The sequence below is a fragment of the Nonomuraea aridisoli genome (assembly GCF_003236395.1).
GTDB classification, from domain to species: domain Bacteria; phylum Actinomycetota; class Actinomycetes; order Streptosporangiales; family Streptosporangiaceae; genus Nonomuraea; species Nonomuraea aridisoli.
The window spans coordinates 26146-47452 of sequence record NZ_POUD01000020.1 but is presented as its reverse complement, the minus strand read 5'-3'; the positions used below and the strand labels follow the sequence as shown (position 1 = coordinate 47452).

The 21307-nt window shown below is 71.5% G+C and carries 27 protein-coding genes; 13 read left to right on the top strand and 14 right to left on the bottom strand.

The features are described 5' to 3' along the window. Nucleotides 1–14: 14 nt before the first annotated feature. From C1J01_RS07840 to C1J01_RS07820, 5 genes are all read right to left on the bottom strand, one after another. Nucleotides 15–965 carry an NAD(P)/FAD-dependent oxidoreductase gene (locus tag C1J01_RS07840; RefSeq protein ID WP_111177559.1) on the bottom strand — a complete coding sequence of 317 codons (951 nt, stop codon included), beginning with the start codon at nucleotides 963–965 and terminating at the stop codon, nucleotides 15–17. A gap of 30 nt (nucleotides 966–995) precedes the next feature. Beyond that, a complete protein-coding gene (locus tag C1J01_RS07835) occupies nucleotides 996–2075 on the bottom strand; it encodes a saccharopine dehydrogenase NADP-binding domain-containing protein (RefSeq protein ID WP_111177557.1) in 1080 nt (359 codons plus the stop codon). Further along, nucleotides 2072–4057 (bottom strand): phosphopantetheine-binding protein, encoded by a 1986-nt coding sequence (locus C1J01_RS07830; protein WP_111177585.1) that lies wholly within the window; start codon nucleotides 4055–4057, stop codon nucleotides 2072–2074. The genes C1J01_RS07835 and C1J01_RS07830 overlap by 4 nt, the downstream gene beginning before the upstream one ends. A gap of 103 nt (nucleotides 4058–4160) precedes the next feature. Continuing rightward, on the bottom strand, nucleotides 4161–4841 hold the full coding sequence (locus C1J01_RS07825; RefSeq protein ID WP_111177555.1) for a 4'-phosphopantetheinyl transferase family protein: 681 nt from the start codon (nucleotides 4839–4841) through the stop codon (nucleotides 4161–4163). Next, nucleotides 4838–5860, bottom strand: coding sequence for an ATP-binding cassette domain-containing protein (locus C1J01_RS07820; RefSeq protein WP_235854315.1), 1023 nt, complete (start codon nucleotides 5858–5860; stop codon nucleotides 4838–4840). The genes C1J01_RS07825 and C1J01_RS07820 overlap by 4 nt, the downstream gene beginning before the upstream one ends. Between C1J01_RS07820 and C1J01_RS51950 the strand changes: the two genes are divergently transcribed. Further along, on the top strand, nucleotides 5834–6394 hold the full coding sequence (locus C1J01_RS51950) for a hypothetical protein (RefSeq protein ID WP_235854316.1): 561 nt from the start codon (nucleotides 5834–5836) through the stop codon (nucleotides 6392–6394). The genes C1J01_RS07820 and C1J01_RS51950 overlap by 27 nt on opposite strands. Nucleotides 6395–6704: 310 nt before the next feature. Here the strand turns inward: C1J01_RS51950 and C1J01_RS07815 are convergent, their stop codons facing one another. Together C1J01_RS07815 and C1J01_RS07810 are read right to left on the bottom strand one after the other, a co-directional pair. Next, on the bottom strand, nucleotides 6705–7346 hold the full coding sequence (locus tag C1J01_RS07815) for a gamma carbonic anhydrase family protein (protein ID WP_111177553.1): 642 nt from the start codon (nucleotides 7344–7346) through the stop codon (nucleotides 6705–6707). Nucleotides 7347–7439: 93 nt separating this feature from the next. Beyond that, nucleotides 7440–8027: a TetR/AcrR family transcriptional regulator gene (locus C1J01_RS07810; RefSeq protein WP_111177583.1), complete on the bottom strand. Its 588-nt coding sequence runs from the start codon at nucleotides 8025–8027 to the stop codon at nucleotides 7440–7442. A gap of 106 nt (nucleotides 8028–8133) precedes the next feature. Between C1J01_RS07810 and C1J01_RS07805 the strand changes: the two genes are divergently transcribed. The 3 genes from C1J01_RS07805 to C1J01_RS07795 all read left to right on the top strand — a co-directional run bounded on the left by C1J01_RS07805 (nucleotide 8134) and on the right by C1J01_RS07795 (nucleotide 11902). Further along, a complete protein-coding gene (locus C1J01_RS07805; protein WP_111177551.1) occupies nucleotides 8134–8907 on the top strand; it encodes an ABC transporter ATP-binding protein in 774 nt (257 codons plus the stop codon). Continuing rightward, on the top strand, nucleotides 8892–10784 hold the full coding sequence (locus C1J01_RS07800; RefSeq protein ID WP_146615491.1) for a hypothetical protein: 1893 nt from the start codon (nucleotides 8892–8894) through the stop codon (nucleotides 10782–10784). Before C1J01_RS07805 ends, C1J01_RS07800 begins: the two co-directional genes overlap by 16 nt. Before the next feature lie 302 nt (nucleotides 10785–11086). Next, a complete protein-coding gene (locus C1J01_RS07795; RefSeq protein WP_111177547.1) occupies nucleotides 11087–11902 on the top strand; it encodes a class I SAM-dependent methyltransferase in 816 nt (271 codons plus the stop codon). 89 nt (nucleotides 11903–11991) lie between these two features. On the opposite strand, the gene rpmF is transcribed toward C1J01_RS07795, so the two are convergent. Genes rpmF through rpmG form a run of 5 tightly spaced genes read right to left on the bottom strand, consistent with a single transcriptional unit; the run spans nucleotide 11992 to nucleotide 13103 of the window. Next, the gene (gene rpmF / locus C1J01_RS07790) at nucleotides 11992–12159 is read right to left on the bottom strand and encodes a 50S ribosomal protein L32 (RefSeq protein ID WP_111177545.1); all 168 of its coding nucleotides are present in this window, start codon (nucleotides 12157–12159) and stop codon (nucleotides 11992–11994) included. A gap of 2 nt (nucleotides 12160–12161) precedes the next feature. After that, on the bottom strand, nucleotides 12162–12461 hold the full coding sequence (gene rpsN / locus C1J01_RS07785) for a 30S ribosomal protein S14 (RefSeq protein WP_111177543.1): 300 nt from the start codon (nucleotides 12459–12461) through the stop codon (nucleotides 12162–12164). Further along, nucleotides 12461–12697 carry a 50S ribosomal protein L28 gene (gene rpmB, locus C1J01_RS07780; protein ID WP_111177541.1) on the bottom strand — a complete coding sequence of 79 codons (237 nt, stop codon included), beginning with the start codon at nucleotides 12695–12697 and terminating at the stop codon, nucleotides 12461–12463. Before rpmB ends, rpsN begins: the two co-directional genes overlap by 1 nt. Beyond that, the gene (locus tag C1J01_RS07775) at nucleotides 12697–12942 is read right to left on the bottom strand and encodes a type B 50S ribosomal protein L31 (RefSeq protein ID WP_111177539.1); all 246 of its coding nucleotides are present in this window, start codon (nucleotides 12940–12942) and stop codon (nucleotides 12697–12699) included. The genes rpmB and C1J01_RS07775 overlap by 1 nt, the downstream gene beginning before the upstream one ends. After that, on the bottom strand, nucleotides 12939–13103 hold the full coding sequence (gene rpmG / locus C1J01_RS07770; RefSeq protein WP_111177537.1) for a 50S ribosomal protein L33: 165 nt from the start codon (nucleotides 13101–13103) through the stop codon (nucleotides 12939–12941). Before rpmG ends, C1J01_RS07775 begins: the two co-directional genes overlap by 4 nt. Nucleotides 13104–13176: 73 nt before the next feature. Here rpmG and C1J01_RS07765 point away from each other — a divergent pair, with 73 nt between their 5' ends. From C1J01_RS07765 to C1J01_RS07740, 6 genes are all read left to right on the top strand, one after another. Further along, nucleotides 13177–14316: a CobW family GTP-binding protein gene (locus C1J01_RS07765; protein ID WP_111177535.1), complete on the top strand. Its 1140-nt coding sequence runs from the start codon at nucleotides 13177–13179 to the stop codon at nucleotides 14314–14316. Then, nucleotides 14313–14540 (top strand): 30S ribosomal protein S18, encoded by a 228-nt coding sequence (rpsR, locus tag C1J01_RS07760; protein WP_111177533.1) that lies wholly within the window; start codon nucleotides 14313–14315, stop codon nucleotides 14538–14540. The genes C1J01_RS07765 and rpsR overlap by 4 nt, the downstream gene beginning before the upstream one ends. A gap of 29 nt (nucleotides 14541–14569) precedes the next feature. Next, a complete protein-coding gene (locus tag C1J01_RS07755) occupies nucleotides 14570–15679 on the top strand; it encodes a GTP-binding protein (RefSeq protein WP_111177531.1) in 1110 nt (369 codons plus the stop codon). A gap of 43 nt (nucleotides 15680–15722) precedes the next feature. Next, nucleotides 15723–16448 (top strand): class I SAM-dependent methyltransferase, encoded by a 726-nt coding sequence (locus C1J01_RS07750; protein ID WP_111177529.1) that lies wholly within the window; start codon nucleotides 15723–15725, stop codon nucleotides 16446–16448. A 46-nt stretch (nucleotides 16449–16494) separates the two neighbouring features. Further along, nucleotides 16495–16947: a Fur family transcriptional regulator gene (locus C1J01_RS07745; protein WP_111177527.1), complete on the top strand. Its 453-nt coding sequence runs from the start codon at nucleotides 16495–16497 to the stop codon at nucleotides 16945–16947. 92 nt (nucleotides 16948–17039) lie between these two features. Further along, a complete protein-coding gene (locus C1J01_RS07740) occupies nucleotides 17040–17534 on the top strand; it encodes a hypothetical protein (protein WP_111177525.1) in 495 nt (164 codons plus the stop codon). Between the two features lie 100 nt (nucleotides 17535–17634). On the opposite strand, the gene C1J01_RS07735 is transcribed toward C1J01_RS07740, so the two are convergent. Then, nucleotides 17635–18429 carry a metal ABC transporter permease gene (locus C1J01_RS07735; protein WP_181448623.1) on the bottom strand — a complete coding sequence of 265 codons (795 nt, stop codon included), beginning with the start codon at nucleotides 18427–18429 and terminating at the stop codon, nucleotides 17635–17637. Nucleotides 18430–18643: 214 nt separating this feature from the next. On the opposite strand from C1J01_RS07735, the gene C1J01_RS07730 reads away from it, so the two are divergent. From C1J01_RS07730 to C1J01_RS07720, 3 genes are read left to right on the top strand one after another with little or no spacing between them, the layout of a single operon-like run. Beyond that, entirely contained in the window at nucleotides 18644–19600 is a 957-nt protein-coding gene (locus C1J01_RS07730) for a metal ABC transporter substrate-binding protein (protein ID WP_235854312.1), read from the top strand. Then, nucleotides 19587–20300, top strand: a complete 714-nt coding sequence (locus C1J01_RS07725) for a metal ABC transporter ATP-binding protein (protein ID WP_111177519.1) — start codon at nucleotides 19587–19589, stop codon at nucleotides 20298–20300. Before C1J01_RS07730 ends, C1J01_RS07725 begins: the two co-directional genes overlap by 14 nt. Then, complete coding sequence (locus tag C1J01_RS07720) at nucleotides 20297–21154, top strand: metal ABC transporter permease (RefSeq protein ID WP_111177517.1); 858 nt, start codon at nucleotides 20297–20299, stop codon at nucleotides 21152–21154. Before C1J01_RS07725 ends, C1J01_RS07720 begins: the two co-directional genes overlap by 4 nt. Here C1J01_RS07720 and C1J01_RS54260 read toward each other — a convergent pair. Beyond that, complete coding sequence (locus C1J01_RS54260) at nucleotides 21066–21293, bottom strand: hypothetical protein (protein ID WP_111177515.1); 228 nt, start codon at nucleotides 21291–21293, stop codon at nucleotides 21066–21068. The genes C1J01_RS07720 and C1J01_RS54260 overlap by 89 nt on opposite strands. Between the last annotated feature and the right edge of the window lie 14 nt (nucleotides 21294–21307).

The following is a 21307-nucleotide window of genomic DNA, read 5'->3' as shown; positions in this document are numbered from 1 at the left end:
CGGCCCCCGCCCGGTCAGGACGGGATCAGGCCCAGGTCGGAGCGGAAGAGGTCGCCGTCCATCCACACCGCGGCGCGCACCCCGTCCGCGGCGCCCAGCGAGACCAGCGTCGGTGCGTCCGGGACGGCCGGGAGTTTGGCGGTGTCGCCCGCCGCCGCCACGCCCGGCACCGTGGTCTCCTGCAGCTCGTTCACCCGGACGGTCCCGTCGGCGTTGAGCTCGCAGCCCAGCTCGGCCGCGAGCGCCGAGTGCTGCCGGGTGGGCGCACGGTGGTAGAGGTCCTGGCGGGTCAGCGTGCTGCCGTCGGCGAAGTGCAGCTCCAGGGCGCCCGGCTCACCCGCCACCCGGGTGATCGGGGTGTCGATCACCCGGACGCCCTTCTCGCCGAGCCTGGCGGCGATCACGGGGGGCAGTTCCAGCGGGCCGTGCGTGCACAGGACCACGTCGTCGCTGAACCGGTCGGCGACGTACAGCGCGAGCGAGGTCTCCGCGGGAATCCGGGTGATCACGGCCAGCGATCGGTCGCGCGTCTCCCAGCCGTGGCAGAACGGGCAGTGGTAGACGCCGCGCCCGAACCGCTCTTTCAGCCCTTCGATGGGGTACGGCTCGTCCACCTGCCCGGTGGCCAGCACGAGCCGCCGGGCCCGCATGACCGCTCCGCCGTCGAGCTCGACCTCGAAGAGCTCCTTCTTGCCGCGGGCCGACCGTACGGTGCCCTGCCGGATCTCCACGGAGGGATAGGCCGCAAGCTCGGATCGGCCGAGCTCCAGCAGCCGCGCGGGCGGGAACCCGTCGCGGCTGAGGTACATGTGCATCTCGGCGGCCGGCGCGTTGCGCACGTTGCCCCCGTCGACCACCAGGACGCGCCGGCGCTGCCGTCCGAGGACCAGCGCGGCGCTCAGCCCCGCGGGGCCGCCGCCGACCACGATCACGTCGTATTTGGTCTGCCGGTTACCGTTGATCATTTTCATCCTTCATGCTCGGGAAAGGGGGCGCTAACGGATCTCGGCCTGCGTCACCAGCGGATCGCCGGACAGCCGGGCGAACACGGCGGCCGCGTCCAGGCATTCGGCGGCGGACCGGGCGCCCGGCTCGACCCGGCCGTCCAGCACCTCTCGCGTCGCGATGGCCGCGACGACCCCGCTCAGCGCGTACGAATCCGGCGTCCGCAGGATCAGGCGGCGCGGGGCCTTGCTTTGTCCGGGCGCGGGCATTGCAGCGGGGACTGCCTGGAAGAGCAGCGTGTAGTACGGGCCGGTGGCGGCCAGGTCGGCCTCGGCCGCCGCCACGACCGCGGCGACGTGCCGCTCGATCGGCCCGTCGTCCGCCCACGCCTCGGCCAGCGCCCGGGGGATGGCGTCCGTGACGTACACGGTGTAGTTGCGCGCCTCCGCGACGTCCAGCTCCGTGGCGAGCCTGGCGAACTCGGCCGACAGGAACGGCCAGGCGTGCACCCGCCCGGCGAAGCCGGGCAACGTCACGTCGTGCAGCGGGGCCAGGGCGCCGGGCGCGAGTCGTCCGTCCCGCCACGCCGCGAGGGCGGTGCCGAAACGCGGGCCCCGGGTCAGCAGCACGTCCACGGCCGACAGCTCGCTGATGCGGGCGGCGCCGCCCACGTAACCGTCCAGCCGGGCCAGGGGCCCGGCCGCCAGCAGGCGCGGCAGCAGCCCGGACAGCCCCGGCATCACCCCGGCCGAGAACACCGCGGCCCGCTCGGCGAGCTCCGGCGGCGCGGCCGACTCCAGGGCTTCGACGGCCGTCAGGTCCCCGCCCGCGTCGACGTAGTCCGCCCCTGCCGCCAGCGCGGCCCGTGCCACGGTGTCGAGCACCTGGTACGACGGCCCGGCGCAGTTGACCACGACCCGGCACCCCGTACAGAAGGCGCGCAGTTCATCGGGATCGCGCAGATCGACGCGCACGGGCACGGCCGCCCCGGGCGTCGCCCGGCAGACGGCCGTCACCCGGTCGATGTCCCGCCCGCCGATCCGCAGCTCACCGAGCCCGTAGCCGGCCAGCCGGTCCACGGCCACCCGGCCCACCGTTCCCGCGCCGCCGAGGACGCCGATCACCGTCATGGCCGCGCGTCCGCCAGGCGGGCCCGGACCGCCGCCGCCACGCCCGCCACCGTGGGAGCGTTGAGGAATTCGCGGACGCTGGGCGCGCCGCCCACTTCCTTGGCGATCCGGGCCAGGGTGCGGACCACCAGCAGCGAGTCGCCGCCGAGGGCGAAGAAGCCGGCGCCCCGGTCGAGCACGGGGACGCCCAGGATCTCCTCCCACACCGTGCAGATCCGCTGTTCGAGCTCGTCGACCGGCGGCCCGTCGCCATGGTCGGCGTCGTGCTCCGGCAGCCGGTCCAGCGTCAGGCCCGGCACGGGGTCCGGAGCCGCCGCGGCGGGCAGGTCGACGATCCGGTCCCAGCCCGGCCCGTCGGCCAGCGTCTCGACCAGCGCCAGCAGGTCGGCGAAGGCGGCGTCCACCTGCTCGGTGTGGAACAGCTCCGCCACCAGCGAGAAGACGAGGACCAGCTCGTCGCGCATCTCGTAGAAGCGGGCCTCCAGCGCCACCTGCGGGGTGCGCAGCTGGTGGTGGAAGTCGTCGAAGTTCAGGTCGCCCAGCGGCCCCGCGGATTCGGCCTGGGCGCCGATCGCCGCGTCCATGCCGAGGGTGCTCTGGAAGACCACGGGCGCGACCGGCCGGGTGGTCTCACGCCGCCGGGCCAGCTCCCGTGACACCTCCACGCCGGAGACCAGGTTGTGCGCCGCGTGCTCGGTGAAGGTCCGCTGTATCTCCCCCGCCAGGTCGGCGAACGTACGGCCCTGCGCCAGCTCCACCGGGATCAGCATCGTGGTGGCGAACGCGCCGATGACGCGATGGATGTCGGGATGCAACGGCAACCTGTTGAGCTGCAGGGAGTTGAGCAGCATCCGCCGGTGACCGGCCCACCGGGCGAGCACCACGGCGAAGGCGGTCAGCATGGCCGCCGACGGCGTGACCTCCCGGGAGGCGCACTGGTCGCGCAGCGCCGCCCAGCGGTCCGCCGCCACGTGGTTCTCCAGGGTCTCCATGGTGCTGGCCCGCACGTCCCGGGGATCGGCGCGCAACGGCAGCGCGGGCGGACGCGGCACGTCGCCGAGCCGCGCGTGCCACCAGTCCCGGTCCGCCGCGTACGGCTCGCTGTCACGCAGCCGGCCCAGCGAGGTCACGTAGTCGCCGAAGTCGACGTCCAGCGGGGCGAGGACGGCGTTCCAGTCGGCGGCCAGGGTGAGCAGTTCGCGGTTGAGCAGGGTCGCCGACCAGCCGTCCATGATGAGCAGACTCTCGCCGGTGTGCAGCCGCCCGCGATCTCCGGGAAGGAGGCTGAGCCGGACGTCCAGGCCCGGTCCGTGGAGCGGGTTCGGCCCGGTGGTGCGCATCTCGTGCCGGACGGCCAGCAGGTGTGCCTCCACCTCCTGCGGCGTGGACTCGCGCAGGTCGTACACGCGGGGCCGCGGGATCGCGCCGGGCGCGTCGGGGGCGAGGACGTACTGCTCTCCCTGCGGTGTGATCCGCGCCCGCAACATCGGCTGGTGCAGGGCCAGCCGTGCCAGCGCGTCCTCCAGCGCCTCCGCCGCCTCGTCCCCGTCCAGGCCGGTCAGCCCGAAGTCGGCGTAGAAGTGCGCCGACTCGTACGACAGCTCCCAGCCGTCGTGCTGCCCGACGAAGTACCCCTGCTGGAGCGGCATCAGCGGGAACGGCGCCGACGGGTCCGCACGGTGCTCGATCTCCACCGGCAGGGCGCGATGTGCTCCGTTCCCGGCGGTTCGGCGTCGCCGGACCGCGTCCGCGAGCTGGGCCAACGTGATCTCGACCGTCACGTCCGACAGCGCCAGCTCCACCGCCAGCCGCCTGCGGACCATGGCCGACATCCGTACGGCCAAGACCGAGTCGCCCCCCAGCCGCAGGAAGCTGGCGTCGGCCGGAATCGTGTCGGGGTCCACGTCGAGCAACTCACCCCAGATCCGGCTCAGCTCCCCCTCGACCGAGGAGTCGTCATGCGGACCGCGGGACAAGGACATCGCCATCTCCGATCAACCGGGCTTCATGGAGGACCACGCACGGGCCGGGCCCGCTGCGCGTCCATCGGTGCCAAGTCAGGATAAATGCGAACGATAATCATTTCTATAGTGATCGCCCGCTTTGTCCGCAGTCGCGGGGGACCGCTGTCGCCGTCAGGACGAGCCCGCCGCGGACCAGCCAACGCCCCGTGAAGCCGGTGACCAGGCCGCCGTCCCTGGTGCGGCCGGGAGCCAGGCTCGCCGAGAAGGTCCGCTCGCACGGGTCCACGGTCAGGGTGGCCTCGGAGAAGTCCAGGAATCGGCCGGTCAGCGGGAACCACGCCTTGTACACCGACTCCTTGGCGCTGAACAACAGCCGATCCCAGCACACCTCCGGATCCTGGGCGGCCAGTCCGGCGATCCACGCCCGCTCCCCCCGGTCGGCCACCAGGCCGAGGACGTCCGGCGGGAGCGGGTCGTTCGGCTCGGCGTCCACGCCGATGGTCCACATGTCGGTGGCACGGGAGACGGCGCAGACCCGGTAGCCGTCGCAGTGACTCATGCTGCCCACGACGCCCGGCGGCCAGGCCGGCGCCCGGCCCGGTCCTGGCAGAACCGGCACCGGCGGCAGGCCCAGCCCGGCCAGCGCGGCTCTGGCGCAGGCGCGGACCGTGGCGAACTCCCTGCGCCGCCTGGGCGCGGCCCCGGCGATCAGCGCCTCCTCCTCGGGAAACAGGCGTGTGCCGGGCACGTCCCCGAAGGCCTCCACCGCCACCACCGCGTCGGGGAGGATCTCGTCGATCACGCGCCACCCGCGGGATGCCGCAGTGCCCAGCCCTCACTGGCGCGCAGCGCACGGACGAAGTCGGCGTAGAGCCCGGGACGGGCCATGAGGTCGTCGTGGACGCCGCGGTGGACGATCCGCCCTCCGTCGAGCACCAGGATCGTCTCGGCGGCCTGCACGGCGCTCAGGTGGTGCGCGACGACCAGCACGCAGCCGCGCCGCGCGAGCGTGCTGATCGCACGGTGCACGATGGCGGCGTTCTCCGGGTCCAGCGCGGCCGTGGCCTCGTCCAGGACGGTGAGCGGGGCGGCCTTGAGGATGGCACGGGCGATCGAGATCCGTTGCCGTTGCCCGCCCGACAACAGCGCGCCGGCCGTGCCGACGTGTAACGTCTGGTGCGGCAGCGCCCGGACATCCCGGCCGCGGAATCGGATGGCGCCGGCGTCGACGTCCCAGAACCGGGCCGGCAAGCGGGTGACGGTGGTCTTGCCTGAGCCGCTCGGCCCCACCAGCGCGGTCAGCCCGCGCTCCGGCAGCTCGAAAGAGACCCGGTCCAGCACGTTCGCGCCGCCGTAGCCGAAGGTGACCTGGCCGACCTCCATGAGCGGGGCGGTCGGAACGGGCGCCGGCGCGGTGGCGGGTTCGGGCAGCGGCGGTGTCGAGAGCACCTCTTCGACGCGGGCGAGCTGGGCGGAGCTCATCCGCACCGACGCGGCCAGTTCGGCGCCGGTCGAGGCGATGGCGGCCAGCCGGGCGACAACGATCATCAGGCCGGCGAACAGGCCGGTCGACAACGAACCGCCCGTGGCCAGGAGGACGCCCACCGCCAGCAGGGCGGCGAAACAGAGCTGCAGCACGAAGGAGAAACCGAGCAGACCGGGGGCCAGAGCCGTGGCGGCCTGTTCCAGGGCGGCGTCGAGGTCCCGCGTCCGGCGATGGGTGTCGAAGGTACGCAGGACCTGCTGTGCCCTGGCGTACTCGAGCACACGGGTCGCGGCGCGGTCGTCGGCCACGTGCAGTTCGGCTTCGACGCGTCGCATCCGGTTCCGGGTGAGCACCGAGACGCGTTCCAGCACAAGCCCGGCGAGAGCCAGCGCGAGCGCGATCCGCCAGTCCACGACGAGCCGGACAGCGCCGCCAGCCAGGGCAGCGCGGAGCCAGGCGGGCCCGACAGGAGCGCGTCGAAGAACGGCACGGCCAAGGCCAGCGTGACGCCCTGGAGCGCCGCCGCGACGGTCAGCCAGGCGACGAGCCGCGAAAGCTCCGCGGACTCGCGGGCAGGCAGCAGGCGACGCAGCCGGCGGATCATGAACGGGCTCCTTCCTGGCGGGTCTGCACGGTCCACAGGCGGGCGTACCGGCCGCCGGCGTCGCGCAGTTCCTGATGCCCTGCTCGACGAGACGGCCGCCGTCCATGACGAGGATCTGGTCGGCGCTCGTGACGGTGTGCAGCCGGTGGGCGATGACGAGCACGGTCCTGTGGCCGATGTAGATGCGATCTTCGGGGACGCCGAGGGCCCGGAGCTGCTCGGTCTGGATCACGACGTCTTGTTCGCCGGTAGAGCGAGGGCGTAGCCGACACGGGTTCCGTTCACGGCTCCAAGTGTTCCGGATAGGGGATCTTCACTGGAACAGTACGAGGAACACCTATACGGAACAGCCTGACATGGAGGGCTTGCCCGGCCGGGCGGTGTTCCGGTGGGGGTCCCCTCACGGAACATCACTCGGATCACCCTTGGCCGCTCGGGGCAAGGGGCACCGAGCCTGAACGCTCGCCCCGAAGCTCTTCAGTGATTACCGGAGTTACATTTCCTCCGGTGACACGGACCCGAGCGGCGGGCCTACATGATCGGAAGCCTGACCGGCAACATCATCAGAAGTCCTCCTAGCCGTGATTCAGAATCTCATCGTCCGCGTGCGTGCCGAACTCGGCGACGCGCACTTCCGCGATGCGCTCGTACCGGCTGATCCTGTCGTTCCACTCCGCGTCGACGCCGAACGCCACCTGCGCGAAGCCCACCCGCCTAACGGCCTCGGCCAGGCCCGGATCGCCAGGTGCCAGCAGCCGCACCGGCGCGTCAAGCGCCACGGTGTGCGGCGGCACGAAGTACTCGTCCGGCAGAACAGTGCGCACATGGACGAGCGCGCCGACAGCGACGACCGAGCCGGCCCCCAACCGTGCGCACTGCAGGACCGTCGCCGCGGTCGCCACATAGACGCACCTGCCGACCTCGCAGCCCAGCAGCGTGGCGTGCGGCCCCACGAAGACGTGGTCGTCGACAAGCACCGGCTGATCGCCGGCGACCGCAGACCCGCGCAACACCGCGTTCTCGCAGATCACCGCCGCCTCTCCGACCTCGATCCGAGACCCCTCGGCAGCGAGCACCGCACCGTACATCACCCGCGCCCTCGGCCCCACGCGGACATCACCAACGAGCGTGGCCGTCGGGGCGACGTAGGCGGTGGGATGGACCTGCGGTTGATACCCGCGGTGTCGGATGCGGATTCCCTGCGCTTCAGCGTTCATCAGCGGATTCTCGCCCGACCGACCGCGAGCATGCTGGCAGATTTCAGACGTCACGTTCGCCGCGGGCGGTGCGGTACCGGACGGCGACCTTCGTCAATATGCCTGGGTGGGGCCGATCCCGGTGAAGAGGGCGTCGAGAATCCGGTCGACGTACTCATGAGTCAGTGGTTCCTGCGTGATCAGGAGCTGGAAGTACAGCGGCCCCGACAGGATCGCCATCGCCAGCTCCAGATCGAACTGCGGCGACAACTGCCCCTGATCCCGGGCCGCCCTCAACCGGGCGACGGTCTTGTCCGCCTGCGGCGCGATGAACCGCTCGTTGAGCGCCGCGGCGACCTGCGGCTCGTGCTGGGCCTCGCCGATCAGAGCCTGGAACAGGGGTCCGAAGGGCGGCCTGGCCAGCAGATCGACGGCCGCGTGAATCTGCACCCGCAGGTCGGCGACGATGTCCCCGGTGTCGGGATAGTCCAGGCCCGCCTCGTTCAGCGACAGCAGCGAGTCCAGCAGCAGCGCACCCTTGGACGGCCACCGCCGGTAGATGGTGTGCTTCCCGGCCCCGGCGCGGGCCGCGACGGCTTCGATGCTGAGTTTGGCGTAGCCGATCTCCTGGCCCAGCTCCAGCGTGGTCCGCATGATGGCCTCGGTCCGGTCGGCGGCGCGTTGGCTGCGCTTGTCGGTCATGACGTCACGATAGCGGTACGGCACGTGCCGTATTGACAGTTCCCTTCCGCGTTGGCATGCTCCCATTTCGACACGGCACGTGCCGTACTGATATCGGGAGTCTTCCGTGAGATCGCCAACCACAGCGCCGGCGCTACGGCTCGTCGGCCTCGTCAAGACGTTCGGTGAGAAGATCGCCGTCGACCACGTCGAGCTCACCGTCCCCCGGGGATCCTTCTACGGCCTGGTCGGACCGAACGGAGCGGGCAAGACCACCGCGCTCTCCATGGCCGTCGGCCTGCTCAGACCAGACGAGGGACGCGCGCTGGTCCACGGCATCGACGTGTGGGAAGAGCCGCTGCGAGCGCGTCGCCTCATGGGCGTCCTGCCCGATGGGCTGGCCATGCCGGAGCGGCTCACCGGCCGCGAGCTTCTCACCTATCTGGGGCAGTTGCACGGGCTGAGCGCCGGGGAGGCCGACCGGCGGGCGGACGAACTGCTCGCCGTCATGGAACTCGACGGCGCCGCCGAACGAACCCTCGTCGTGGACTACTCCACCGGCATGCGCAAGAAGATCGGCCTGGCGACCGCGCTGCTGCACGCCCCCAAGGTCCTGGTGCTCGACGAACCCTTGGAGGCCGTCGACCCGGTCTCCGCCGCGACCATCAAGACGATCCTCAGGAGGTTCGTGGGTCACGGCGGCTCGGTACTGCTGTCCAGTCACGTCATGGCGCTCGTCGAGGAACTCTGCGACACCGTCGCCGTGATGGCCCGGGGACGCGTGGTCGCGCAGGGCCCTCTCGGCGCGGTCCGCGGCGGCCGTTCGCTGGAGGAGACCTTTGTCGACCTGGTCGGCGTGACGATCGGCGGCGGGGAGGGCCTGTCGTGGTTGGCATCCTGATCCGGATGAAGCTGGCCGTGCTGCGCCACAGCACGACCGACGCCAAGACGGCCCTCAACGGCCTGGGCTACAGCGCCGGCTTTTGCCTCGCCGTCGCCACCCTCGTCCTGGCCTTCCTTGACTTCTCCCACCCGCGGCTGCTGATGGACCTGCTCGCGGTGACGTTCGCGCTGTGGGCGCTGGGCTGGATGGCCGGCCCCATCTTCGCGGGCGAACCGCCGCTCAACGGGGAGCACTTCCACCGCCAGCCGATCCCGCGCCGCACCCTGGCCATGGGCCTGCTCGCCGCCGCCCTGGTCGCCGTCACCACCGCCATCACCCTGCTGGCGTTCTGCGCGCTGATCGTCTTCGCCGCCCGGTTGAGCTGGGTGGCCGTCGTGGTGTCGGTCCCCGCGGTGGTGCTGCTCCTGCTCCTGGTGGTGCTGCTGTCCCGGGTGGTCACGCTGCTGTTTCGCATGCTGGCCAAGTCCCGGCTCGGAGGGGTCGTCACCGCGACCGTCACCGCCGCGATGGTCTCGCTGGCCTCCTTCTCCTGGATCCTGATCATCGGGGTCTCCCTGCTGCTGGAGTACGGATTCCCGCCCGCCTTCTCGACCGTGGTGCGCTCGCTGCCGTCCAGCTGGAGCCTGATCGCCGTCGAGGCGGCCGGCCGCGGCGACTGGCTGTGGACCGTGGGACCACTGCTCGCCCTGGCCGTGGTCGTGGCCGCGCTGTTCCTGGCATGGAGCGCCCTGCTCGGACCACAGCGGATCGCCCGTCCGGTGGTGCGCGGTTCCTCCGCGCGACAGGCCGCCCGGAGGGGCTCGCTGTTCCGAAGCATGTTCCGGGGCGACCAGGGTGCGATCTACCTCAAGGAACTGCGTACCTGGTGGCGCGACCCGGTACGCACCCAGGGCATCGTGATGGGTCCCGCCTTCGCCGTCATCACCGTGCTGTTCCCGCTGATCTTCGGCTTCACCGCCGCCTTCCCGTTCGTCGGCGCGGCCAGCGCCTTGATGGCCGCCGCGACCTGCGGCAACTCCTACGGGCAAGACGGCACCGCACTCTGGCTGACCCTGATGGTGCCGGGCAAGGAGAAGGCCGACGTCCGGGCCCGCCAGCTGGCCTGGCTGACCATCTTCGGCCCGCTGACGCTGGCACTGACGGTCGCCGGATGCCTGCTGCACGGCGACGCCGCCCTGGTGCCGTGGGCGCTGGCCGCCACCATCGCCGCGCTCGGCGGCGGCTCCGGCCTGCTGGCGTGGGTCTCCGTCGTCGCCCTGGTGCCCGGTCCGGACCCGCACAAGAGCAAGAACTCACCGATGGACCACGGCGACGTCACCGGCCAGTCCTTCCTGATGTTCTTCCTGGTCGCCCTCGCGATGTGCCCCGCGCTCGGGGTCGCCTGGGTGGGCCACGCCCTGGACCTGCCCACCCTGCTGTGGGCGAGCGTCCCGGTCGCCCTGCTCACGGGCGTGCTCGGCCATGTGCTGCTCGGCTCGGTGGCGGCGAGGACGCTGAGGGACAAGGGGCCCGAACTGCTGTACCTGATGCGGTCGGGCAAGCCGGCCTCCACCGCCGGGAAGACGGGCGAGGAGGCCGGCAAGTCCCCGTTCGAAGCGATGTCGGGCAAACGTCAGACCCTCATGTGGTCCGGTATGGCCGTGGGCGTCCTCGGACTGTTCCCGCAGGGCCTGGCGCCGCTGGGCATCAAGCTCAGCGGCTCGCAGGCCAAGGTCTGGTTCCTCGCACTCCACGTACCCGAGCCGTGGCAGTGGCCGGTGATCGCCGTCATGGTCGCGATCGGACTCGCCGGCTTCTGGGCCGCCCACCAGGTGTACCGGACGGAGAAGAGCAGGCTGCAGGCTGCCAGTTCTCGTCTCCGCCCTTGTCCATGACGTACAGCCGATGGTCGCCGCACCAGCGGAAGCTCTCGATGCCGCGCGCCTTTTCCGCGGTGATCTGCCGGTACGGGCCTCCCGACGACCCCCGTCCACAGGTTGGGCACACCCTCTGTCGGAGCGAGATACGCGATCATGCCACCGTCCGGCGAGAGCGCAGGCGCTCGGCGCACCGCCACCGGTTCATGAGCGACCGGCCGGTGGAGTTGTAGGAATGATTTTCATTGCCGCAATGAGTCGATGATGACGATAATCGTTTCTCACTCGGATGGATACCACGAAGCGGACGGAGAATCCCCATGACATCTGCCGGCATCGGCAGCGCCTTCGACAGCGCAGCCGCTGAGTACACCGAGGTCTCGCCGTTGTTGTGGGATCGCATCGGAGAGGCGACGGTCGCCGCCGCCCGGATCCAGCCGGGCGAACGTGTGCTGGACGTCTGCTGCGGCGCGGGCGCCTCGGCGGTACCTGCCGCGCGGGCGACCGGGCCGCGTGGAGAGGTGGACGCCATCGACCTCGCCGCGGAGCTGCTGGCCCACGGCCGGCGCCGCTCGATGCTCGAAGGGCTGGACAACGTCCGGTTCATGCAGGGCGACGCCACCGCCTGGGAGCCTCACGAGGGACACCTTTACGACGTGGTGCAATGCGTCCACGGCGTGTTCCTGCTCCCGGACATGGACCCGCCGGTCTCCCGCCTGGCCGGACTGCTCCGGCCCGGCGGACGGCTGGTCATCGCCAGCTGGGCCGAAGGGGCGATGGAGGACTTCGGCCGGCTCTTCACCGAAGCGGTCGAGCGCGTACGAGACACCGAGATCGGCCCGCCGCCCAGCAAGCAGGCGGTGGCGAGGATCGACACCGAGGACAAGCTCGCCACCTGGCTGGCCGCCCGCGGGGTGGCACGGGTCACCGTGATCCGCGCGCCTCTGCACATCCCACTGAACCCCATGCTCGCCTGGCGGATCGCGCTCGGCAGCGGCTTTCGCGGCCTGCTCACCGACTTGGAGGCACCCGTCGTCGAGCAGGTCCGCACCACGTTTCAGCGCCTGCTCGCGGAGCGCAGACTAAGCGACCTGGACGCCACCTCGCTCATCGGCACGGGCATCCGCACCCGCTGAACACCCTCAGTGGCGGCCACCGGGCATCCCGCCGTGCCACCGTGCCCGGCTTGCATACGCACGGCGGATGGCCCGGTGGCCGGGTCATCTCAGTCGACGGTGATCAACCCTCGCTGGTAGGCGCGGACGAGGCGCCGGGGGACGAGCAGCTCGCGCCCGTTCACGGTGATCGGGACGAGGTCGGGCACCGCGGCCTTCCACTGGCTGCGGCGATGCCGGGTGTTGGACCGGGAGGTGCGGCGTTTGGGAACGGCCACGGTTACCAGCTCGCCTTCGTGATGCCGGGCAGCTCGCCCCTATGCGCCATCTCACGGAAACGCACGCGCGACAGCCCGAACTTGGTCAGGTGACCGCGGGGACGGCCGTCGACGGAGTCGCGGTTGCGTACGCGGGTGGCGCTGGCGTCGCGCGGCTGGCGGGCCAGTTCGCGCACGGCCTGGTCGCGTTCCTGCGGGGCGCCGGTGCGGATGATCTCCTTCAGCTCCGCGCGCCGTTGCGCGTAGCGGGCGACCACGGCCTTGCGCCGCTCGTTGGCCGCGATCTTGCTCTTCTTGGCCATCAGATCTTCTCCCCTCGCGCGCGGATCTGCGCGACGGCCTGCTCGATGCCGATCCGGTCGATCGTCTTGATCGCCCGGGCGCTGAGCGTGAGCCGGACGTGGCGGCCCTCGCTCGGCAGCCAGTAACGGCGCTGCTGAATGTTGGGGTTCCAGCGCCGGCGGGTGCGGCGGTGGGAATGTGAGACGTTGTTGCCGAAGACCGGCTTGACGCCGGTGAGCTGGCAGTGCGCGGACATCAGGCCCTCCCGTAGCGCTGCTTGAACCGTTCGACGCGGCCCGCGGTGTCCAGGACGCGGCTGCGGCCGGTGTAGAACGGATGGCTCGCGGAGGACACGTCGACGTCGACCACCGGGTAGGTGTTGCCGTCCGTCCACACGATCGTCTTGTCACTCTTGATCGTCGAACGGGTGAGGAACGCGAAGTCCGCGCCGGGGTCGCGGAAGACGACCGGGCGGTAGTCGGGGTGGATGCCCTTCTTCATCGTTCCTCCCGGAAGACGACGTGCCGGCGGACGATCGGGTCGTACTTGCGGAGGGTCAGCCGGTCAGGGTCGTTTCTCCGGTTCTTTCTGGTCACGTACGTGTAGCCGGTGCCGGCCGTGGACTTGAGTTTGATCACGGGCCGCACCTCATTTCTGGCCAAAGTGGTTCCTTCCCATGGGCGAACTCATGCCATGATAACGACAATGGTTTTCATTGCTGCAACAGGAGGCTCTATGCCGACCCCCGTGGTCCTCGTCGCAGGCCTGCACCGCACGGCCCGTACGGCAACGGTCGAGCGGCTGCTGGCGCGGCATCCGGGAGCGGTCGCCGTCCACCACGACCTGAGCGACGTCGCCGAAGGGCTCGTCCGGCGCACCGTCCGGGACAGGACGGGCGTGCTCGACACGGCCGAGGTGCACCTCGCGCACGGCTGCGTCACCTGCACGGTCCGCGAGGACCTGCTCCCCCAGCTCGTCAAGCTCGCGCGCGGTGCGGACCTGCTGATCGCCGACCTCTGGGACTCCGTGGAGCCCCGCTCGGTGGCCGAGGCCGTCGACTGCGACGAGGCCCAGGAGATCCTGCGCCTCACGGCCGTGCTCACCGCGCTCGACGCCGCGGCCATGCCCGACGACATCACCCGCGGCGAACGCCTCATCGAGGTCGGCAAGCCCGCGGCCGCCGGCGACCAGCGCTACCTGGCCGAGGTCCTGGCCCGCCAGCTCGAATATCCGACCGCCCTGGTGCTGCACGGCGGCGACGAAGACGACCACGAGCTGTCCCGTACGGTGCTCACCCACCTCGCCCCTTTCACCCCGGTCCACACGATCGACGCGCTGCCGCCGGGCACCGGAGCCCGGGTGTGCACCGGCGAACTGGCCGAACGCGTCGACCCCGCCACCGCCCAGCTGCCCGGCGACGCCCGGACCGACGAGATCGTCACCGCCGTCTGGCGCAGCCGCCGGCCGCTGCACCCCGCCCGCCTGTTCGAGGCCGTGGACGAGCTGGGCACCGAGTCCGTACGCTCCCGAGGCCGCTTCTGGCTGGCCAACCGCCCCGATCAGCTGCTCGCCTGGGACGCCGTCGCGGGCATCGTCTCGGTCGAGGACGCGGGTCCCTGGCTGGCCGCGCTGCCGGGGGCCGCCTGGGACCTGGTCTCCCCCGCCCGCCGTACGGCCGCCACGCTCGACTGGCACCCCGAGTGCGGCGACCGCGTCCAGCACCTGGTCTTCACCGGCCCCGACCTCGACACCGCCCGCCTCCGCACGCTCCTCGAGTCCTGCCTGCTCACCGAGGAGGAGGAACGAGCCGGTGAGGACGCGTGGAGCCGTTACGACGACCCGTTCGCGCCCATCCTGATCAAGGAGAACGCATGAAGAACCACCGCGCACCGCGCAAGAAGCCCAACCCGCTCCTGCACGTCGACCGCGTCGACTACAAGGACACCGCCCTGCTCCGCAAGTTCATCTCCGACCGGGGCAAGATCCGCAGCCGCCGCGTCACGGGCGTCACCGTGCAGCAGCAGCGCCTGATCGCCAAGGCCGTCAAGAACGCCCGCGAGATGGCCCTGCTCCCGTACGCCTCCCGCCCCAGCGCATGAACATATCCTGATTTGCCTTGGAGGGTCCTGTGCCCATTCCCGTCGCCTTGGTCGGAGGCCTGTACGCCGGTGCCCGGGCCGACGCGGTCGACCGGTTGTTGCAGCGCCATCCGGGAGCCGTGGCGATCCACCACGCCATCGCCGCGGGCCGGATCGAGCGCGTGATCCGCGACGTCTCCGGCGTCCTGGACCGCGCCGAGGTGCGTCTCAAGCACGACTGCGTCCACGGCACCATCCGCGAGCTCACCCAGTTCGTACGGCGCTCCCCGGACACGCCGCTAATGATCATCGACCTCTGGGACTCCGTCGAGCCGCGCCCGGTCGCCGAAGCGCTGGCCCGTACGGGCCGCCTCCGCCTGACCTGCGTGCACACGGCGCTGGACGCCGAGCACCTGGCCGTGGACCTCTGCCGCGGCGACCGGCTGTGCGACAACGGCCAGGCCGCGACGCCCGGCGACCAGCGCCACCTGGCAGAGGTGCTGGCCCGCCAGATCGAGTACGCCACCAGCCTGTCCCTGCACGGCGGCGACGCCGACGACACCGAACTGTCGACCGCCGTGCTCGCCCATTTGGCCCCGCACACGCCGATCGTCGCCGTCCCCGATCTCACCGGCCGGGTGCTGGACGTCCACGACCTCGCCGAACGCGTCGACCCGGCCACCGCCCGGCTCCCGGCCGACAGGCAGACCGGCGAGGTCACCACGGTCGTCTGGCACCGTCTGCGCCCGCTGCACCCCGGCCGGCTGTTCGAGGCCATGGAGGAGCTCGTCACCACCACAGTCCGCTCCCGTGGCCGGTTCTGGCTGGCCAGCCGCCACGAACGCATGCTGGCCTGGGACGCCGTGGCGGGAGCGGTCTCCGTGAAGGACGCCGGCCCCTGGCTGGCGGCGCTGCCCGAAGCGGCCTGGGACCTGGTCTCCCCCACCCGCCGGGCCGCCGCCGCCCTGGACTGGAACCCGATCATCGGCGACCGCGTCCAGCACCTCGTCTTCACCGGACCTGACCTCGACCGCGACCGCATCTGCGCCCTGCTCGACTCCTGCCTCATCGATCAGGGCGACATCCTGCCGGGTGCCGCGGCGTGGGCCCGTTACGACGACCCGTTCGCCCCCGTACTGAATCTGGAGGACCGCGCGTGACATCCCATCGTGCACCCGACGCACCGCGAGGCCAGGTGATCGTATGACGGACCAGTACGAACGCTCCGCCGAGTTCGTGGACGTCATGCTCGCCCCGGCCTGGACCGCACTGGCCCCCGTGCTCACCGAGGCGCTGAGGGGCGCCCCTGGACCGGTCGTGGACGTCGGCGCCGGCGGCGGCCACGGCGTCCGGGTGATCGCACAAGCCCTGCCGCGGGCGGAGATCTTCGCCGTGGAGCCGTCGCCAGGCCTGCGCGCGGTCCTGCTCGCCAGGGTCGACGAGGACCCGGACCTGCGCGACCGCGTGACCGTGCTGCCGAACGGCCTGCTCCAGGCCACGCTCCCGCCCCGCCTGGGCACGCTCGTCGCCATGAACGTCATCGGCCACTTCGACCCAGCCGAACGCCGCACGATCTGGCGACTGCTGGCCGAACGCCTTCTGCCGGACGGCCGCGCCGTCCTCAACCTCCAGCCCCCCGCCGAACCCGTCGCCGTACCGCACACCCGCTTCTCCGAGCTGCGCATCGGGCGCCGCCGGTACGAGGGCTGGGGCCGCGCCGAACCCGCCGGGCCCGAGCGGATCACCTGGCACATGACGTATCGCGCCTTTCAGGACGGAGAACCGGCCGAGGAGGTGGAGGTCGAGTACGCCTGGTGGATCCTCGGCCCTGACCGGTTCAAGGCCGAACTCGCCGAACACGACCTGCACGTCACCCCAACCGGCCCGACCGACCTCGGGTTGTGGTCCATCACCCGATCACCCGTGTGAGGGGTGGCACGGGACGGCAACCCTGTGGACCTCTGATGGAGGATGCATGGTCGACATGGCGCGGTGGGGACCGATGCTGGAAACGGCCGGCATCCGGGTGACCAGTCAGCGGCTGCTCGTGCTCGAAGTCCTTGCCGCCCATCGGCTGCCCGTGTCGGCACGACGGGTCCACGCCGAACTGCAGGACCGCGGCGCGACCACCGGACTCACCACTGTCTATCGCGCTCTCGCCTCGATGACGGAGGCCGGGTTGGTGCATGCCTTCACCCACATGGGTGAGGGCGTGTACCGGCTGTGCGGCTCCGCCAGTCACCATCATCTCGTGTGCCGCGTCTGCGGGATGGTGGCGGAACGGCAGGAGGACATCGTGGACGGTTTCCGGGCCGAAGAAGTCTACGGAGTCTGCGCGACCTGCGAGAGCGCTGAATCCGGGTCGCGCCGGTGCTCCACCACCACGGGCGCCACGGCAGACCCTCCGGAAGTGACCGAATCCCGCTGAAGGCGGGGATCGCTGCGACGTCAACCGTTACTCTGCTCACCCGAGGACGAGCTCCGCACCGGCGGGAGGAGGGCCTGCTGACCCTCGGCGCGGTGCTGCTGACCATCTCGGCGTTCTCCACGACGTACGTGAACTACGTCAAGCCCGGCTTCGGGCCGCTGCTCGTAGCAGCCGGTGCGATGCTGCTGGGGCTGGCCCTGCTGGCCGTCGTCCAGGACTGGCTGGGCCGGCCCGGCGCGCACGGTTCCCGGGTGGCGTGGTTGCCGGCCGCGCCCGTGTTCGCCGTGGTGATGGTCGAGCCGCCCCCACTCGGCGCGTTCGCGGCCAGGCTCGACGACGGTGCGCCCGCGCCCTCCCGTACCGCGAGCTACGGGGAGCTCGGCCGTGGAGAGGTGACGGAGCTGACGCTGGGCGAGTTCATCGGGCGCGCCTACACACCGTCGAACTCCTCGCTCAGGGGCAGGAAGGTGCGGCTGACCGGCTTCGCCGTACGCTCCGAGACCGGTTGGAACATCACCAGGATGCGGATCAACTGCTGCGCCACCGAAGTCACCGCCATTGCGCAACCGGCCGAACCTTACGAATAGGTCCCCAGAGCAGATCGCTCGCCGGCAAGACCGTCCGCATGACCGGGTTCGTCGTGCCGTCCGCCCGAAAGGGCGAGTGGTGTTCCACCGTTCTGCACGTTCACCCCGCTCGCCGCGCCGCCGCGAACCCGCATGCGACGAGGAAGATCAGGCCACAGACCAGGGCGACGGTGGCTCCGGTGGCGAGGCGGTAGGTCAGCGAGAGCGCCAGGCCGCCGGCTCCGGCGGCCGCGCCGAGGAGAGCGGCGAGTACCATCGCGGGCACCAACCGGCGGGCCCAGAGCAGCGCGGCTCCGGCCGGTCCCGCGAGCAGCGCCAGGGGAAGCATGGAGCCGACCGCCGGGACGGCGGCCACGACGACCGCGCCCAGCAGGATGAGGACGAGTGCGTCGAGCCACCTCGCCGGACAGCCGAGCGCCCGCAGGCCCACCGGGTCGAACGCGGCGAACGTGAGTTCCTTGGCCAGTACGGCGAGCGTGACCAGGACCACCAGCCCGATGGCGGCGAAGACCGTGATGTCGGAGGCGGTCACGGTGAGCGGCGAGCCGACCAACGCGGCGGCGAGGTCGACCCGGAAGCCGTCCGACGCCGAGGCCAGGACGGCGCCGACCGCGAGAGAGCCACTGACGATCACTCCGGTGATCGTGGCCTGGCTCGTCTTCCCGTGCGTGGCCCGGCGCACGGTGGCGCCGCCCGCCGCGGCGACCGCGGCGGCGGCTCCCAGCCGGAGGTCGGCGCCGGCCAGGGTCGCGACGACGGCGCCGGGGAGCATCACGTGGGAGAGCATGTCGGCGGTGTAGGCCAGGCGACGCAGCACGATGTGCACGCCCAGCACGCCGCACACCGCTCCGACCAGGATGAGCTCGACCAGGGCCCGCCAGGTGAACGCGCTCACGCCGGGTGCCCGCCGAAGGCGCAGGCCCTCTCTTCAGCCACGAAACCGCCCATGTGATCCTCCGCCTTTCAGCAGCACGGCATGCAGCTGTTGCGCCGTCACGGCGTGTCCCTGCCGCGCCGACCATAGCCGCGACCCGCTCAGTTTGACAATGGTTTTCATTATCCCTCATGGTGGTCGCGACAGGTACAAGCCCCCCGGTTGAGGAGAGAACGTGCTCAAGCGAACGCTCCAAGGCGCGATGATCCTCGCGTTGCTGACGTCGGCCGCGTGCGGCGGTGGAGGGGAGCCGGCCGAGGGGGCGGCGGACACCCTCTCCGTCGTGGCGACCACCACCCAGGTGGCCGACTTCGCGCGGCAGATCGGGGGCGGGGCCGTACACGTCACCCAGTTGCTCAGGCCGAACGTGGACCCGCACGACTTCGATCCCTCCCCCGCCGACCTGCAGGCGCTCGCCGACGCGGACGTGATCGTGGAGAACGGCGTCGGCTTCGAGCCGTGGCTGGACGAGGCCGTCTCCTCGGCCGGACACGCGGGTGAGGTGGTCGACGCGAGCCGGGGCGCCCACCTGCGCGAGGGCCACCACGAGGAAGAAGCCGCGGAGCACCCGGACGGCGAGCACGAGCACGGCGAGCACGACCCGCACATCTGGCACGATCCGGCCAACGCCAAGGTGATGGCGGCCAACATCGAGCAGGCGCTGGCCAAGGCCGACCCCTCCGGCGCCGCCGGTTACGCCCAGCGCCGCCGCGCCTACGACGCCGAGCTCGATCGGCTGGACGACTGGATCGAGCAGCGCATCTCCACGATCCCGCGGAGCGACAGGAAGGTCGTCACCAACCACGACGCCTTCGGCTACTACCTCGACCGCTACGGCCTGACCTACGTCGGCGCGATCATCCCCAGCTTCGACACCTCCGCCGAGATCACCGGCAAGAACCTCACCGACCTCGTCGCCGGCGTGAAGAACGCCGGCGTCAAGGCGATCTTCTCCGAATCGACCCTGCCTCCCAAGGCGGCTCAGGCCCTCGCCGCGGAGGCGGGCGTGCAGGTCGTGGGCGGCGAGAACGCCCTGTACGGCGACTCCCTCGGCCCGGCCGGCGGCGACGCCGACACCTACATCACGATGATGCGGCACAACACCGAGGTGATCGTCGATGCCCTCGGCTGAGGCGGCGCTGACCTGCGAGCGATTGTCGGTGTCCTACGCCGGCAGATCCGTCCTCCACGACGTCACCCTCAGCGTCCCGTACGGCAGCGCCCTCGCGCTCGTCGGGCCCAACGGCGCGGGCAAGTCCACGTTGATCAAGAGTGTGCTCGGCCTGGTGGAGACCCGCGGCGCGATCCGGGTGCTGGACCGCGATCCGGCGCGGGCCCGCCCCGAGGTGGCCTACGTGCCGCAGGCCGACACCCTCGACCCCTCCTTCCCGATCACCGCGGGGGAGGTCGTGCTCATGGGTCGCTACCGCTCGATCGGCTGGTTCCGCCGCCCCCGCGAGGGCGACCGGCGGATCGCCGCGGCGGCCCTGGACCAGGTCGGCCTCTCCGCGCGCAGCGGCGACAGGTTCGGGACGCTGTCCATGGGCCAGCGCCAGCGCGTCCTGCTCGCCCGGGCGATCGCGGCGGCCCCGCGGCTGCTCCTCCTCGACGAATCCTTCAACGGCGTCGACGCCGCGAGCCAGGACGCGATCGTGGAAACGTTGCTGGGCCTGCGGGCAGCCGGCACGACGATGGTGATCGCGACCCACGACCTCCCGCTCGCCCGGCGCGCCTGCGACCTGGCGTGCCTCATCAACTGCACCGTCCGCGCGCTCGGCGCGATCGACGAGGTGCTGGAACCCGGGCGTCTCTACCACGCCATGGCGTCATGACGTTCCTGCAGGTGCCGTTCATCGCCCGGGCGCTGGCCGTGTTGCTGATCCTGGCGGTGGTGGCCGGCCCGGTCGGCGTTCTGGTCATGCTGCGCGGGCTGGCGTTCTCGACCGACACGATCGCGCACGCGGTGTTCCCGGGAGTCGCGGCCGGGTTCGTCCTCGCCGGTGAGCCGGGCGTGCTGCCCGGCGCCGCCGTCGCCGCCGTACTGACCGCGGTCGTCTTCACCGCCCTGTCGGCTCGCGTGCGTTCGGACACGAGCCTCGCGGTGCTGCTGACGAGCATGTTCGCGTTCGGCGTGATCCTCGTCTCCCGGCGGTCGTCCTACACCGCCGACCTGACCGCGTTCCTGTTCGGCCGGGTGCTGTACACCAGCCCGGCCCAGCTGGCGCAGACCGCCGTGCTGGTCGCCGTCGTGCTGGTGGTTCTCGTGCTCTGCTGGCGGGCGCTCGTCCTGGTGGCGTTCGATCCGGTGACCGCCGCCGCCCAGGGGTACCGCACGCGGCGGCTGGACCTGCTGCTCAACGTGCTCGTCGCGCTCGTCGTCGTGGCCGGGGCCAGGGCGATCGGCACCCTGCTGATGATCGCCCTGCTGATCGTTCCGGCCGCCGCCGCCCGGCTGCTCAGCCACCGTCTGCGAGTGATCGTCCCGCTCGCCTGCGCCGTGGCGGGCGCCGCCTCCTGGGCGGGCCTGGAGATCAGCTACCAGGCCTCCGTCGTGTACGGCTGGCGCCTGGCCTCAGGAGCGACCGTCGTGCTCGCCCTCATCGCCCTCTTCCTGGCGGCGCAGGCCGTGCACCGCTGCCCATGGCGCGGCGCCAGGCGGCGCCGCGGAGCAGGCGCAGCCCATTGAGGCCGACGACGACAGTGAACCCTCCGTGCCCGGCACCCCCAAGGGCAGGGGCAGGCCGCCGAACACCGAGCACGGCGATGAGGCCGCCTCCGTCCGCGCCGATGCGTTCTCCCGGCCGCACCAGGACCACATCGCCCACCCGTAGTGTGGCGG